The sequence below is a fragment of the Lysinibacillus sp. NPDC059133 genome (assembly GCF_042755925.1).
Lineage (GTDB): Bacteria > Bacillota > Bacilli > Bacillales_A > Planococcaceae > Lysinibacillus.
Genome location: NZ_JBHZDH010000041.1, coordinates 1 through 13,987, shown reverse-complemented (window position 1 = coordinate 13,987; position 13,987 = coordinate 1). Strand labels below are relative to the sequence as shown.

Genomic DNA, 13,987 nt, shown 5'->3' with positions numbered 1-13,987 from the left:
TACTTTTTGGAGAAAGTAATTGATATAGAAGATCGCATACCTACGCTAAAACAGCGACGAAAAAAGCGTACAAATCGGAAATTTATAGTGCTAATATTACTTTTCTTTATCGTGTTAGCAGTACTCCTTTATTTTCAATCTCCTTACAGTAAAATCAACAATATTACAGTCAACGGCGCTCGATTAGTAGAAGAACAGTATTATTTGAAGACAAGTACTCTTGCAACTGGGAAGTCAATGTGGGGATTTAAAGAAGAAGAGGTAGAGAAATTATTACTAAAGGATAAATGGGTGAAAGAAGCACATGTTAAACGTAATTGGCTTCAAGGCGTGGCAATAGACATTAAAGAATGGAAAAAGGTTGCGTACTTAGCTGGTGACGGTACTTATTATCCATTGCTTGAAAATGGCAAGCGCTTTGATCAAGCTGGAGATGAAATTCCGATTGATGCACCTGTATTTATCGGCATAACTGGCGAAAAGACAATTAAGAAACTTGTAAAGCAGTTAGCACAATTAAATCCAGAAGTATTAACACTAATTTCTCAAGTCAATACTAATAGCAATAATTCAAACCCTAATGCAATCAAGCTCTATATGAACGATGGCTATGAAGTTCGAGCGGTTATTCAAACATTAGCAGAAAAGCTAAATCATTACCCTTCGCTTGTGGCACAAATTTCTAATTTGGAGAAAGGGGTTATCGATTTAGAGGTCGGCTCGTATTATCGTCCTTTCAATAATGAGTACAACCAAGCAGCTATTGAGATAGATAAAGATGCGGCCAACCAGGAAGTGGAAAAAGATGAACAACAAAAAAAAGAATAGCAAAGAAAATTTCTTTTCAAGAAAACAAATTCAATTGCTTATTGTTTGTGTGACTATGGGGTTTATCATTGGCTATTCCTACAACCAGGCTAAAGATAATCGAGACGCAAGTTCGACCAATCCAGAGCTTTTAGAGCAAGAGGATTCTTATCGTGAGGAGTTAATTGCACAGCAAGAGCGCAATAAAGAATTATTAGAAGAGGCGAATTCTTTGCAGGAAAAAATTCGTAAGTATGAAAAATCATTTGTCGCTAGCAAAAAGGATTATACAAAGCTTGTTGAAGAGGCAGAGGATTTACGCTTGTTGTTAGGCGATTTAAATTCAGAAGGAAAAGGGATACGTGTAACGCTTCAAGATGGTGATTACGATCCGAAATCTGCCAATCCTAATGATTATATCGTGCATGAAAGCCATATTTTTAAATTGCTCAATGAGCTTAAAATTTCTGGTGCACAAGCAATTGCTATTAATGGTCAACGTGTTTTGGCGAATTCTTATATACACTGTAATGGACCAGTCATTACGATTGATGGCAAGCAACATCCAGCTCCATTCGTTATCGAGGCTGTAGGAAATTCAGCAACATTCATAGCTTCCTTAAACTTAAATGGTGGTGTAGTGGATCAATTATTAAATGACAATATTGTTGTATCAGTAGAAGAAGAACAAAAGCTTACGATGCCAAAAGTAAAAGTAGAAAGTTAAACGATTTTTCTAGTCAATAGTTATAGATTAAATTTAGTTATAGCCTCCAATTTGGTTATAGACTTTAACAAGTATTTTGCATAATTCAAGATCTAAGGCGTAAATCTGTGAAGGGTTACGATACGTCTAGGAGGGGCTATTTTGAAAAAAAATATGTATACCCGAATAACGATCGTGCTATTTATTATCGGTTTGATGATAGCGGTACAATACAATACCATAAAGCAACCAGCTGAGCGAGATACACGAGATATTTGGGCCATAAGAGAGGAATTAGCAGAAGAAAAGCAAAGGCATTCCACATTATTAGCAGAAATTCGTTCACTTAATGAAGTAGTGGGTCGCTATGAGCAATCAGAGAAAACAAATTTACAGTCAGCATTGAATGAAACCCTGAATCGTTTAAAGCTACAAGCCGGGTTAACGGAGGTCACAGGTCCTGGAGTTGTACTTCGTGTTGAACCAGCGCCCGAATTAGTAGAAATGGGATATGAAATCAAAGAAATTTCACCTGATTTACTAACCCAATTACTAAATGCTCTGTTTAAAAACAATGCAGCGAGTGTCTCGATAGATGGAAATCGAGTTGTCCAGACAACAGCCATTCGAGATATAAATGGAAAGACTACAGTGAACAGTGTACCACTTTCCGCACCACCCTTTGAAATTTATGTTGGGACAAGCACATTTAAGGAAGCTCAAAAAATGTACAACTCTTTACAGGCTTCCACATTTATTGATTCCTTTTATTTGGATAACTTTAATTTAATAATAGAGGAACCAACTGAGCATTTAACAATCCCAGCATTTGATCAGCCATTGACAAATGATTATTTAACAGAGGTGAAAAAAGGAGAATAATATATGTGGCTACCATTTTTAGGTTTGATATTTGGACTTGCCCTTGGCTTGTTAACAAATATACAAATACCCTCTATATATGAAAATTATCTGTCAATAGCTGTTTTAGCAGCTTTAGATACATTATTTGGCGGTATTCGTGCTCAATTGCAACAAGTATATGACGATAAAGTATTTGTATCAGGATTCTTTTTTAATATAATTCTGGCAGCGGGATTAGCCTTTTTAGGTGTGTATTTAGGGATAGATTTGTATTTAGCTGCTATTTTCGCTTTTGGGGTACGTTTGTTCCAAAATATAGCAATAATTAGGCGTATTTTACTAACTCGGTTAGATGAGAAACGTCACAAAAGGAACAAAAATTCCATAGAATGAGAGAAAAATTGAGCAAAGTACTCGATTTGCTTAGACATTATGCTGAATTTACAATAGAATGAGAATAAGAGCATTTTTTCGAGGAGGTGCAGCGAATTGAATCAGCAAGATTTATATATTTCTCTTGATATAGGATCTTCCTCTATCAAGGTATTAATAGGTGAAATGAGCGACGGTCAATTACATGTAATTGGGGTCGGGAATGTAAAATCGAATGGTGTTCGAAAAGGTGCAATTGTTGATATTGATGCAACAGTTCAATCAATTCGAAAAGCAATAGATCAAGCTGAACGAATGACAGGATATCAAATTAATGAAGTCGTTCTAGGTGTTCCTGCTAACCAGACGATGTTACAGCTAGTTAAAGGTGTAGTTGCTGTAAATAGTGAAAATAGAGAAATTACAGATGATGATTTAGATAGAGTGGTAGAATCTGCACAAGTCATGTCAATACCTCCTGAACGTGAATTAGTAAATATTATTCCAAGACAGTTTATTGTGGATAATTTAGATGAGATTAAAGATCCACGAGGTATGATTGGCATTCGTTTAGAAATGGATGCCACAATGATTACTACCTCAAAAACACTTTTACACAATGTTCTACGTTGTGTAGAACGTGCAGGCCTAAGTATTCGAGAAATATATTTGCAACCATTAGCAGCAGGGTTTTTTGCATTATCGGAGGATGAAAAAAACCAAGGTACCGCTTTCATTGATTTAGGAGGCGGTTCAACTACTATCACAGTATTCGAAGAGGGACTGTTAACACATACGGGTGTCATTCCTGTTGGTGGCGATCATATCACGAAAGATATTTCGATCGTCTTAAAAACACCAACAGAACAGGCAGAACAAATTAAACATCAATTTGGACATGCCTATTATGATGACGCATCAGATGATGAACTATTCGAAGTACCGGTTGTAGGGACAGATTCAACAGATCAGTACAGCCAGCGCTTTATATCAGAAATTATTGGCGCTCGATTGGAAGAATTATTTGAGTTAGTTATCGACGAGTTAGCTCGTCTAGGTGTTAGAGATTTACCAGGCGGTGTTGTTTTGACCGGGGGCGTTGCAAAGCTTGATGGTATTGCTCAACTGGCACGTCAGATTCTACAAACTCGTGTTAGAATATACACACCTGACTATATTGGCGTTAGAGAGCCTTCATTTACGACGGCAGTTGGACTTATTCGTTACGCCTATTTAGAAGATGATTTTTATGGAAAAGGTACTAATACGCAGCCTATTGAATATGCAGTTGTAGGATCTCCTGCAGCCACACCTAAAAAGCAAGAATATGCTGCACCTTCAGAACCAAAAGGAAGCGTAATCGGAAGAGCAAAAAAATTATTTGATAAGTTTTTTGATTAACTTGAATGCGTAATGAATGATACAGAGTCGAGTTACCGTGGGAGGAAAAAGAAATGTTAGAATTTGATACAAGTGTTGATCAACTTGCAGTAATAAAAGTCATTGGTGTTGGTGGCGGCGGTAACAACGCTGTCAATCGAATGATAGAACATGGTGTACAGGGTGTTGACTTTATCGCAGTAAACACAGATGCACAGGCGTTAAATTTATCGAAGGCAGAAATAAAGCTACAAATTGGTACGAAACTTACACGTGGATTAGGTGCAGGTGCAAATCCTGAAGTAGGGAAAAAAGCTGCAGAAGAGAGCCGTGAACAATTAGAAGAAGTTCTAAGTGGTGCAGATATGGTATTCGTTACAGCTGGGATGGGCGGAGGAACTGGTACTGGTGCCGCGCCAGTAATCGCACAAATTGCTCGCGATTTAGGAGCTCTTACAGTCGGTGTTGTAACGCGTCCATTTACGTTTGAAGGTCGCAAACGACAAACACAAGCTATCGGTGGTATTGGTGGCATGAAGGAGTCTGTTGATACTTTAATCGTTATTCCGAACGACAAGTTATTACAAATTGTCGATAAATCTACACCAATGCTAGAGGCATTCCGTGAAGCAGATAATGTTTTACGACAAGGTGTACAAGGTATTTCAGATTTAATTGCAACGCCAGGTCTTATTAACTTAGACTTTGCAGACGTAAAAACAATTATGTCTAATAAAGGTTCAGCGTTAATGGGTATTGGTATTGCTACAGGTGAAAACCGTGCTGCAGAAGCAGCTAAGAAAGCTATTTCAAGTCCTTTACTTGAATCATCAATTGATGGCGCTAAAGGTGTCCTTATGAATATTACTGGTGGCTCAAATCTTAGCTTATTTGAAGTACAAGAGGCTGCAGATATTGTAGCATCAGCATCAGATGAAGAAGTAAATATGATTTTCGGTTCTGTTATTAACGAAAATCTTAAAGATGAAATTATTGTGACAGTAATTGCGACTGGTTTCTCAGAGGAAGCTTTACAACAACAGCGTAATACTTCACGACCGACGTTAAATACAAATAGACAAGCTGCACAGCAACAGCAAGCTCCGATTCGTGAGCAACGTCAAGATATACATGTACAGCAAGAACAACCACGTCAAAATCAACAAAATTATGTACAGGATGACACGCTTGAAGTACCAGCATTTTTACGCAATCGTAAAAATCGCGGATAAGTCAGCATCCGAACTTTAAAAAGCTCGTATTTTACATTATGTGAAATACGAGCTTTTTTATGTTGTTGATATGTAAATGAAATTAAGTGGTCCTATTAAATAAAGTATGGCTTTTCTGCAAAATGAGGGGTTGATTTCCGTTTCGACTGAGCGCTTTGTAGCTGACGCTTTGCTTTCGCTACAGATAAAACATTTGTTGCTGACGCTTCGCTTTCGCACAGAGCAAAGCTTCCTGGGGGCGTCCGATGAGCCGTTTGGGGCAACAAATGATTTTTGCGCGAAAGCGTAGCGGCAGTGGCAGGGTGTTGGTCACGAAAGCGTCGCTCTAGGGTCTCATTTGTGACGCTGATCCCCTAGAAGTCGCTCAGTCTCCACGCCAATCAACCAATTCACATGACATACGTTTTAAAATGACATCCAACTTTTTAGTTTTATCGGAACACTTTCAGGAATTATCGACCAACTTTCACGTTTTATCACCCAACTTTTAGATTTTATCGACCAACTTCACGTTTTATCACCCAACTTTTAATTTTTATCGACATCCACCTTCAATAGAGCAAAAAAGGATTCCTATCCCCATTTAAAGCGCTACAACTTTCATAGAAATTTTTTTGACTATTTTCAGTGTTTTAAAAATTAATTATGTTCAAATGTGTAAGGAAAGGATGTATTTTGTCAAAACATTTTTATGAATTGATGCGATTGTTTGACAATATTTGTGGGTCTAACATGCTAACTTTGTAAGTAGGAGGCGGCTGTTATGTATGGAGAATGGCTGGTGCTCATTAATACACTTTTTAATCTAGCGATACTCAAGTTTACAGCGAAAGTAACAGGGGTTTTTGTAAAGAACACGAGATTATTAATGAGTTCTATTTGTAGTAGTTTTGTAGCTGTAATAGGTGGTCAAATGCTGTTGATGACGATACTGAGCTTTATCTTACTAATCGGGATAGCTTTTCGCTTTAAGATTCGAAGCTTTCAAAAGCAAGGACCGATCGTTTTAACAGCAACAATCATTATTGGCGGATTATTAACAGCATTACAACCGTATTTAAAAGATCTTTCTGTTGTCCATTTTATAATTATTTGCCTACTATTAGCTGTTGGTAATCTTGTTGCTTTTTATAAGCAATGGGGGTTTGTAAAGCTTGAACGGTTAAGTGGTCAGTTTGTGTTTGCTACGACGTTAAAAATTTTTAATATCACGATACCGCTTTCTGCATTTGTAGATACGGGGAATCAAGCAATTGAGCCACTATCAGGAAAACCTGTTCACTTTGTCTCTTATGCAGCATTACGCTCACATTTACCTGCAGCATTTTGCAAAGCATTGATAGAATGGCAAGAAACTGATCCGTATAATGTATCCATGTTTTCAGAAGATTATCAGCGTTATATTCGATTTATTCATGTCAATACAGTGCAACAACAGTCAGTTGTACTAGGTTTCCGCTTTGACGAGTGGCATATAAAAGGGGAGCACTCACAAGTGAAAACGAATGAATATATCGTTTTAACAAAAAAGGCTAAAAATTTTCCGCACAGCACAGCAGCAATTTTACATTTTTCAGCGCTTTCAAATAACTCATAGAGGGGGAGAACTATTGCTTCTTAGGCTACTTGCTAGCTTGAAAAAATTTTGGAGTAAGTTTCGGAGTCGTGAAACGTACTATATAGGGGGAAATGATTCATTGCCAGTGCCATTAAGTCGAGAAGAAGAAGTTACAGTCATTGCATCCTTTATGAATGGTGATTTACGAGCTAGAGATACACTAATTGAACGTAATTTACGTCTTGTTGTTTATATTGCTAGACGTTTTGATAATACGGGAACACCGATTGAGGATTTAATAAGTATTGGCTCGATTGGTTTAATTAAGGCGATTGAAACGTTCAATACAGATAAAAATATTAAGCTTGCCACATACGCATCACGTTGTATTGAAAATGAAATTTTGATGCATTTACGTAAAACAAGTCGCATGAAGGGTGAAGTTTCATTGGATGAACCATTAAACTCCGATGCTGATGGAAATGAATTGTTATTGTCTGATATTTTAGGAACGGAAGAGCATATTATTTTAGACAATGTAGAGAAGAAAATTGAGCGTCAACATATGTTTCATGCCATTAATTTACTAGGTGCGCGTGAACGATATATTATGGAATGTCGTTTTGGTCTCAATGGAAAAATTGAAATGACTCAAAAAGAAGTTGCTGATCATTTAGGTATTTCGCAATCATATATTTCCCGATTAGAGAAGAAAATTATTCAAGATTTACGTGAAAATCTGAATCAGCCAATATCTTAGAGAGGGAAATTTACCCTACCTAAAATTGGTCGTAGCTTTTGTGCATATTCTCGTTTCTCTCGGACAAACTGATGTAACGGTTTAGTCAGAGAATAACATCCGGAGGAATCGAATATGCGAACTAAAGTAGATCTTTGCGGCTTAGATACATCGACTTTGCCAATATTAAAGCACGAGGAAATGAAGGAACTATTCATTCGTTTACAAGCTGGAGAAACTGAGATTAGGGAAGAGCTTGTAATGTGCAATTTAAGGTTAGTGCTTAGTATTGTCGGTAGATTTGCCTACAGGGGTGAGCAGGCAGATGATTTATTTCAGGTAGGCTGTATTGGCCTCATGAAAGCCATTGATCATTTCGATTTGAAGCATAATGTACGATTTTCAACATACGCTGTACCGATGATCATTGGTGAAATTCGTCGCCATCTGCGTGATCATCATGCATTACGTGTTTCTCGTTCTCTAAGAGATATTGCGTATAAGGCGATGCAGGCAAAAGAGCAATGGATAACAGATAATTTACGAGAACCAACGATTGAAGAAATTGCTGAAATGATTGACATGAAAAAGGAAGATGTTTTATTTGCTTTAGATGCCATTCAAGACCCTGTTTCCTTACAGGAGCCCATTTATTCAGACGGTGGAGACGCTGTTTATATGATGGACCAATTACGTGATGATGATGTATCTGAAGATCAATGGGTTGCCTACGTGTCGGTAAAGGAAAGTTTGCAAAAGTTAGATGATCGTCAACAAATGATTGTTGCAAAGCGTTTTTATTACGGTGAGACACAAACTGAAATTGCAAAAGAATTGGGGATTTCTCAAGCGCAAATTTCACGTCTAGAAAAAAATGCGATTGAAACAATGCAGAAAGATTATAAGTAAAAAAACAATGCGCATCCGAATTCAGGGTGCGCATTTTATTTGTTTTCAATGAAATTAAAATGTCATATAAGATTAAGGTTGCTCTTCGGCAAAACGAGGGGTGATTTCCGTTCCGACTGGGCGCTTTGTTGTTGCTGTCGCTACGCTTTCGCACAGATAAAACAATTGCTGTCGCTTCGCTTTCGCGCAGAGCAAAGCTTCCTGGGGGCGCCCGATGAGCCGCTTTTACGTTTTATCTACCAATTTTTAAATTTTATCTACCAACTTTCACGTTTTATCTACCAACTTCTGAATTTTATCCACCAACTTTCACGTTTTATCACCTAACTTTTAATTTTTATCGACATCCACCTTCAGAAGAACAAAAAGGATTCACACACAAAACTGTGAGTGAATCCTTTTACTTTATTTGTTGCCCAGTCTAGACTCCAATCAATTCATTAGTAAGTGTCTTTTAGCATTTCACTCTTTAATTTATAGTCGTAGCAGATGTACAATAACATTCTCTATTCTGTTTGATTATGGTAAGTGGCTATAGCATTCATTCTTAATTGCATAAATTAAAAGTATTGCACTATCATTGATTGGAATGGAAGGCTACTCGACTCCCATGGGAAAAGCGAGACAGGTGAGACCCTGCACGGAGCGGATGTTTTCTGTGCGAAAACAAAAGCGGAGGAAGCGGCTCGACGCTCGCCCAAAGGAAAGCGAGTAGCCTGGAACGGAAATCACCCCTTCATCTTGCCAAAGAGAGATTCCTTAATCATTTCATTTTCATTTAAACAACAATAAACACATAAATATAAAGAGAAAACATAGTTTGTTGAGATAAAAACGATGTTGAGAGTAATTGATTTAGGAGGGATAAAATGCGTTTCTCGATGTTACAGCAAAAAGAAGTTATTGAAGCAGGCAACGGACGCTTTTTAGGATTTGTGGTAGATGCAGAGGTATCCAAAGAAACAGGCTATGTGACGGCTTTTATGATTGCAGAACCCCGTAAATATCTTGGCCTTTTTCGCGGGGAAGAATCTGTTAGGAAAGTGTATATGAAAGATGTACTTGTAGTTGGAAAGGATGTCATTTTAGTAAAAGCATTATCTTAAAAGCAAAATTTTTAATGCTTATTAAAATCTAAGCAATTTTAAAGCGTTTGTTAGAGTAAAATGTTCTTTCACATAGGTCAGGCTATTCATTGATAATTCAAGCATTGCTTGTTACAATAAAAGAAACTATTGTTGTAAAGTTGGGAAAAACAGTGACTAAAATCTTAACAAATTTGAAGAAAATTAATGATCTTATACAAGCAGCAACAAAGCGCGCAAATCGTGAAGCAGAGAAAGTTCAAATTATTGCAGTGACAAAAGAAGTTTCTGTAGAAAGAACACAAGAAGCAATTGATACAGGCCTTATTCATTTAGGAGAGAACCGTCCTGAAGGCTTAAATCGTAAAACTGAAGCAATTCAAGCTGATGTACATTGGCATTATATCGGTTCTTTACAAACTCGTAAGGTAAAACAGGTCATTAACAGTATTGATTATTTACATTCATTAGATCGTTTAAGTTTAGCGCAAGAAATTGAAAAAAGAGCAGACAAACCTGTCAAATGCTTTGTACAAGTTAATGTATCAGGCGAAGAGTCAAAACATGGTTTATCAATTGAAGAAGTCCTGCCTTTTATTGAATCATTAAAGAGTTTTACGAAAGTTCAAGTCGTTGGTTTAATGACAATGGCACCGAATACAGATGAGGATACAATTATTCGCTCTATTTTTAAGCAATTAAAACAATGTCAACAGCAAATAGCCGAGCAAGGATTCGCACACGCACCTTGTACCGAGTTATCAATGGGCATGTCTAATGACTTTGAAATTGCGGTAGAAGAAGGGGCTACATTTGTTCGAGTTGGAACGGCTCTTGTTGGAAATGAAAGAGGGGAACGGGATGAGCATGAAAAATAAAATTAAAAATTTCTTTTATCTTGAGGAAGAAATAGAAGAAGAAATCACTCAAGCTCCTATTCAACAGCAACAACCCGTACAACAGCAGCAACAGATCCAATCGGTGAAGCCTAAAAAAGTTATGAAGGAGCGAAAGGCACCGGCTCAGGAAATTTTTCCGCAGAGTACAACACCTACAAACAATATTGTCAGTTTGCAGACAGCAATGAATTCTAAAGGTGCAAAAGTTGTATTAGTTGAACCTAGAGTTTATGCCGAAGCGCAGGACATTGCAGAACATTTAAAAAATAGGCGTGCAACGATTGTCAATTTACAACGAATTGAACGAGAACAAGGTGTACGGATTATTGATTTTTTAAGTGGCACAGTTTATGCACTCGGCGGTGATATTCAAAGAATTGGTAAAGACATTTTCCTATGCACACCTGAAAATGTAGAAGTGTCTGGCGAAATTTCGAATTTTATTTTAGACGATAATTAATAGCGAGGATTGTAGTTTATATGGATTTATGGATAATTCTAAGTTATATATCATTAGCATTTAACGTGTATTCTTATATGTTAGTTGGATATGTTTTAATGTCATGGGTGCCTGCTGTACAAGATTCAGCAATTGGCCGTTTCCTGAAAAAAGTATGTGAGCCTTATTTGGGGATTTTTAGGAAATTCATCCCTCCAATTGGGATGATTGACATTTCACCAATTGTGGCAATTTTTATGCTTAATTTTATTAAAAATGGGCTTTTTATTGTTATTCAAAAAATATACTTTATGTTTTAATAAAAGAAATCCTCACGAACGGTGGGGATTTTTTATTTATGGGGAATAATACATTAAATGATTGCTTTACAATTTAGTCATGATTCCTAGAATTCCTAAGCATGAGTATAGATTAGTGTTCTGGCATTACTAAAGAAAATCCAACTGAATTTAAGGACCAATACTAAAATTAAAAAGTATTGTTGGTATGAAAGCATTCCTACTATAATCACGCATATTTTGACTTATCCACTAAAAGTTGGAGTGACATTAGTTTAAACGTAATGTGGATTTGAGTGAAGGGTGTCGTTGCATCTATTATTAAATATAAAAATTTTTGTTGATATTTTGCGAATATATACCCATTTTAACTGATTGTAGCGGAGGGCTACTCGACTCCCGCGGGAAAGCGAGACAGACGAGACCCTGCACGGAGCGAAGCGGCTCGACGCTCGCCCGCAGGAAAGCGAGTAGCCCGTAGCGGAAATCAGAGCCTACTAATTAATTTGTATGTTTAAAAAAGGATAATCAATATATACTGATATAAAACCATAAAATACCAATGAAATTGTACAGATAAAAGAGTGATAATAGAGGTGAAGTTACATGGAGCATTTAATACAGCATTTTAGAAAAGATGAACAACCTTTTATCGAACAGGTTGTGAGCTGGCAGCAAGAGGTAGAGGATCGATATGCTCCAAAGCTTACTGATTTTCTAGATCCTCGGCAACGTTTTATTGTTACATCGATTATTGGACAGTATGACACATTGAAAACAGCTAATGCTGGACTCTTTGATAATGCAGAAAGACAGCGCATGCTGATTTATCCTACTTATTATGAGCCTGTGGAGGAAGACTTTCAGCTTACCGTATTTACGATTCAATACCCTGTGAAATTTGTCCAACTACGACATCCGGATGTTCTTGGAGCATTATTATCTTTAGGACTGAATCGTGGTAAATTCGGTGATATTCGTGTGAATGAACAACTAGTACAATTTGTAGTAGCGAATGAGGTAGCGGAATATGTACGCTTACATTTAACAGGCATCGGCAAAGTAAAGGTACATGTAGAATCGATTAAAGAGACAGAGACACTGCTTCCAAACGAGGAAGAGTGGTTAGAAGAGTCTCATACTGTTTCTTCTATGCGTTTGGATGTAATTATCTCGACGGTTTTAAATACGTCTCGCCAGAAAGCACAAGCATTAATTACAGGTAAAAAGGTACGTGTCAATTGGACTGAACGGAATACGGTTGCCTTTGAATTACAAGAAGGAGATATTTTATCTGTACGTGGAAGTGGTCGAATAAAAATTATGATGACTGAAGGCCGTACAAAAAAAGATAAAATTCGATTACAAATCGGTCGATTGACCCAAAAAAGCTGAAAATCAAGTAAATTTCATTAATTTTTACTGCTAAGTGGTTGGAACAATTGTATAATAGAAAGTACGAATGTACATGTAAAGGAGAGAAGGATCGTATGCCATTATCACCTATTGATATACATAATAAGGAGTTTACTAAATCTTTCAGAGGTTATGCTGAAGATGAAGTAAATGAATTTTTAGATCAAATTATAAAAGACTATGAGATTTTGTTACGTGAAAAAAAAGAAGTAGACAGACAACTGGAAATTTCCTTAGAACAAGCGAGACATTTTAACTCTTTAGAGGAAACGTTACAAAAATCAATTGTTGTTGCACAAGAAGCAGCTGATGAAGTACGAAGAAATTCTCAAAAAGAGGCTAAACTCATTGTAAAAGAAGCAGAAAAAAATGCTGATCGTATTGTCAATGAGGCATTAACAAAGGCTCGTAAAGTGACAATTGAAATTGATGAGTTGAAAAAGCAATCAAAGGTATTCCGTAATCGTTTTAAAATGCTTGTAGAGGCACAGCTTGATTTACTAAATGCAGACGATTGGGACCATTTGTTACAATATGATATTGACCTTACTGAAATTCAAACATCTGTTGAAGAAGCACAGGAAGCCGATCAAGTTTAAACGCTGTTGTTAGACATTTGAACGCAATAAGTGAAGCTTGACGTGATTGTTTGATTTTCATATACTATGGTAATAGTAATTATTTTGAACACATATGCAAACAGGCAAAGACGAAGACAGTATTTGTTAGGCGTAGTTAAGCGATTTGGGGATAGTGTGAGCCCAAACATGCAAATAACAATGAACATCACTTCTGAGCTAAATAACTGAATGAAGTAAGTTATTTCGTGATGCACAACGTTAATGTGCTTTAAGTGGTAGTACAATGTTGTGCTACAATTAGGGTGGTACCGCGAGTATAAGCTTCTCGTCCCTTTGAGGGATTGAGAGGCTTTTTTATGTTCAAATGGAGGTAACTTATACTTCCGTTGTTAAAACGTGTTGATTTTGCCGATAAATAGAACTTGAGGATGGTATTTCACAAAACGTATGTCATGTATATAAGTTGATTGGAGTGGAGGCTGGGCGACTCCTTGGGGATTAGCGATAGAGGAACGAAGGCTAAGAACATCACGTCCTGTGATAACGCCTTCGTGACCAACATCGTGCTGCTGACGCTACGTTAGCACTACGCTTTCGCGCAAAAAACATCTGTTGGCCCGAGACCCTGCAGCGAAGCGAAGCGGCTCATCGGACGCCCCCAGGAAGCTTTGCTCTGTGCGAAAGCGAAGCGACAGCAACAA

Annotated in this window: 15 protein-coding genes and 1 other annotated feature; all 15 genes read left to right on the top strand. The window is 37.2% G+C overall.

From position 1 onward, the window contains the following. The first annotated feature begins 6 nt into the window (after positions 1 to 6). Entirely contained in the window at positions 7 to 828 is an 822-nt protein-coding gene (locus ACFXN8_RS18690; RefSeq protein ID WP_386847186.1) for a cell division protein FtsQ/DivIB, read from the top strand. Continuing rightward, positions 806 to 1,534 carry a DUF881 domain-containing protein gene (locus ACFXN8_RS18685; protein ID WP_386847184.1) on the top strand — a complete coding sequence of 243 codons (729 nt, stop codon included), beginning with the start codon at positions 806 to 808 and terminating at the stop codon, positions 1,532 to 1,534. The genes ACFXN8_RS18690 and ACFXN8_RS18685 overlap by 23 nt, the downstream gene beginning before the upstream one ends. Before the next feature lie 141 nt (positions 1,535 to 1,675). Beyond that, positions 1,676 to 2,395, top strand: coding sequence for a DUF881 domain-containing protein (locus ACFXN8_RS18680; protein ID WP_376075908.1), 720 nt, complete (start codon positions 1,676 to 1,678; stop codon positions 2,393 to 2,395). 3 nt (positions 2,396 to 2,398) lie between these two features. Then, complete coding sequence (locus tag ACFXN8_RS18675; RefSeq protein ID WP_323645284.1) at positions 2,399 to 2,770, top strand: small basic family protein; 372 nt, start codon at positions 2,399 to 2,401, stop codon at positions 2,768 to 2,770. A 96-nt stretch (positions 2,771 to 2,866) separates the two neighbouring features. Continuing rightward, positions 2,867 to 4,150 (top strand): cell division protein FtsA, encoded by a 1,284-nt coding sequence (ftsA, locus tag ACFXN8_RS18670; protein WP_376075909.1) that lies wholly within the window; start codon positions 2,867 to 2,869, stop codon positions 4,148 to 4,150. A gap of 53 nt (positions 4,151 to 4,203) precedes the next feature. Continuing rightward, the gene (gene ftsZ, locus ACFXN8_RS18665) at positions 4,204 to 5,361 is read left to right on the top strand and encodes a cell division protein FtsZ (protein ID WP_386847181.1); all 1,158 of its coding nucleotides are present in this window, start codon (positions 4,204 to 4,206) and stop codon (positions 5,359 to 5,361) included. A 763-nt stretch (positions 5,362 to 6,124) separates the two neighbouring features. After that, positions 6,125 to 6,958, top strand: a complete 834-nt coding sequence (locus ACFXN8_RS18660; protein ID WP_386847179.1) for a sigma-E processing peptidase SpoIIGA — start codon at positions 6,125 to 6,127, stop codon at positions 6,956 to 6,958. 13 nt (positions 6,959 to 6,971) lie between these two features. Continuing rightward, complete coding sequence (gene sigE / locus ACFXN8_RS18655) at positions 6,972 to 7,679, top strand: RNA polymerase sporulation sigma factor SigE (protein WP_049668349.1); 708 nt, start codon at positions 6,972 to 6,974, stop codon at positions 7,677 to 7,679. 114 nt (positions 7,680 to 7,793) lie between these two features. Further along, complete coding sequence (sigG, locus tag ACFXN8_RS18650) at positions 7,794 to 8,567, top strand: RNA polymerase sporulation sigma factor SigG (protein WP_049668350.1); 774 nt, start codon at positions 7,794 to 7,796, stop codon at positions 8,565 to 8,567. Positions 8,568 to 9,436: 869 nt separating this feature from the next. Then, positions 9,437 to 9,673 (top strand): PRC-barrel domain-containing protein, encoded by a 237-nt coding sequence (locus ACFXN8_RS18645; protein WP_053594630.1) that lies wholly within the window; start codon positions 9,437 to 9,439, stop codon positions 9,671 to 9,673. A gap of 152 nt (positions 9,674 to 9,825) precedes the next feature. After that, positions 9,826 to 10,530 carry a YggS family pyridoxal phosphate-dependent enzyme gene (locus ACFXN8_RS18640; RefSeq protein ID WP_386847176.1) on the top strand — a complete coding sequence of 235 codons (705 nt, stop codon included), beginning with the start codon at positions 9,826 to 9,828 and terminating at the stop codon, positions 10,528 to 10,530. Then, positions 10,514 to 11,011, top strand: a complete 498-nt coding sequence (locus tag ACFXN8_RS18635) for a cell division protein SepF (RefSeq protein ID WP_386847174.1) — start codon at positions 10,514 to 10,516, stop codon at positions 11,009 to 11,011. Before ACFXN8_RS18640 ends, ACFXN8_RS18635 begins: the two co-directional genes overlap by 17 nt. A gap of 20 nt (positions 11,012 to 11,031) precedes the next feature. Continuing rightward, positions 11,032 to 11,310 carry a YggT family protein gene (locus ACFXN8_RS18630; RefSeq protein WP_376075920.1) on the top strand — a complete coding sequence of 93 codons (279 nt, stop codon included), beginning with the start codon at positions 11,032 to 11,034 and terminating at the stop codon, positions 11,308 to 11,310. Between the two features lie 585 nt (positions 11,311 to 11,895). Next, positions 11,896 to 12,684, top strand: a complete 789-nt coding sequence (locus tag ACFXN8_RS18625; RefSeq protein WP_386847171.1) for a YlmH family RNA-binding protein — start codon at positions 11,896 to 11,898, stop codon at positions 12,682 to 12,684. A 95-nt stretch (positions 12,685 to 12,779) separates the two neighbouring features. Then, a complete protein-coding gene (locus tag ACFXN8_RS18620) occupies positions 12,780 to 13,304 on the top strand; it encodes a DivIVA domain-containing protein (RefSeq protein ID WP_376075923.1) in 525 nt (174 codons plus the stop codon). 98 nt (positions 13,305 to 13,402) lie between these two features. After that, positions 13,403 to 13,622 (top strand) — a binding site (T-box leader). The last annotated feature ends 365 nt before the right edge of the window (positions 13,623 to 13,987 follow it).

What these genes read in the sequence shown, in the direction of transcription:
- ACFXN8_RS18685 (WP_386847184.1), top strand. Translation starts at nt 806, where the DNA reads ATGAACAACAAAAAAAAGAATAGCAAAGAAAATTTCTTTTCAAGAAAA.
- ACFXN8_RS18675 (WP_323645284.1), top strand. Translation starts at nt 2,399, where the DNA reads ATGTGGCTACCATTTTTAGGTTTGATATTTGGACTTGCCCTTGGCTTG.
- ftsZ (WP_386847181.1), top strand. Translation starts at nt 4,204, where the DNA reads ATGTTAGAATTTGATACAAGTGTTGATCAACTTGCAGTAATAAAAGTC.
- ACFXN8_RS18660 (WP_386847179.1), top strand. Translation starts at nt 6,125, where the DNA reads ATGTATGGAGAATGGCTGGTGCTCATTAATACACTTTTTAATCTAGCG.
- sigG (WP_049668350.1), top strand. Translation starts at nt 7,794, where the DNA reads ATGCGAACTAAAGTAGATCTTTGCGGCTTAGATACATCGACTTTGCCA.
- ACFXN8_RS18645 (WP_053594630.1), top strand. Translation starts at nt 9,437, where the DNA reads ATGCGTTTCTCGATGTTACAGCAAAAAGAAGTTATTGAAGCAGGCAAC.
- ACFXN8_RS18635 (WP_386847174.1), top strand. Translation starts at nt 10,514, where the DNA reads ATGAGCATGAAAAATAAAATTAAAAATTTCTTTTATCTTGAGGAAGAA.
- ACFXN8_RS18630 (WP_376075920.1), top strand. Translation starts at nt 11,032, where the DNA reads ATGGATTTATGGATAATTCTAAGTTATATATCATTAGCATTTAACGTG.
- ACFXN8_RS18625 (WP_386847171.1), top strand. Translation starts at nt 11,896, where the DNA reads ATGGAGCATTTAATACAGCATTTTAGAAAAGATGAACAACCTTTTATC.
- ACFXN8_RS18620 (WP_376075923.1), top strand. Translation starts at nt 12,780, where the DNA reads ATGCCATTATCACCTATTGATATACATAATAAGGAGTTTACTAAATCT.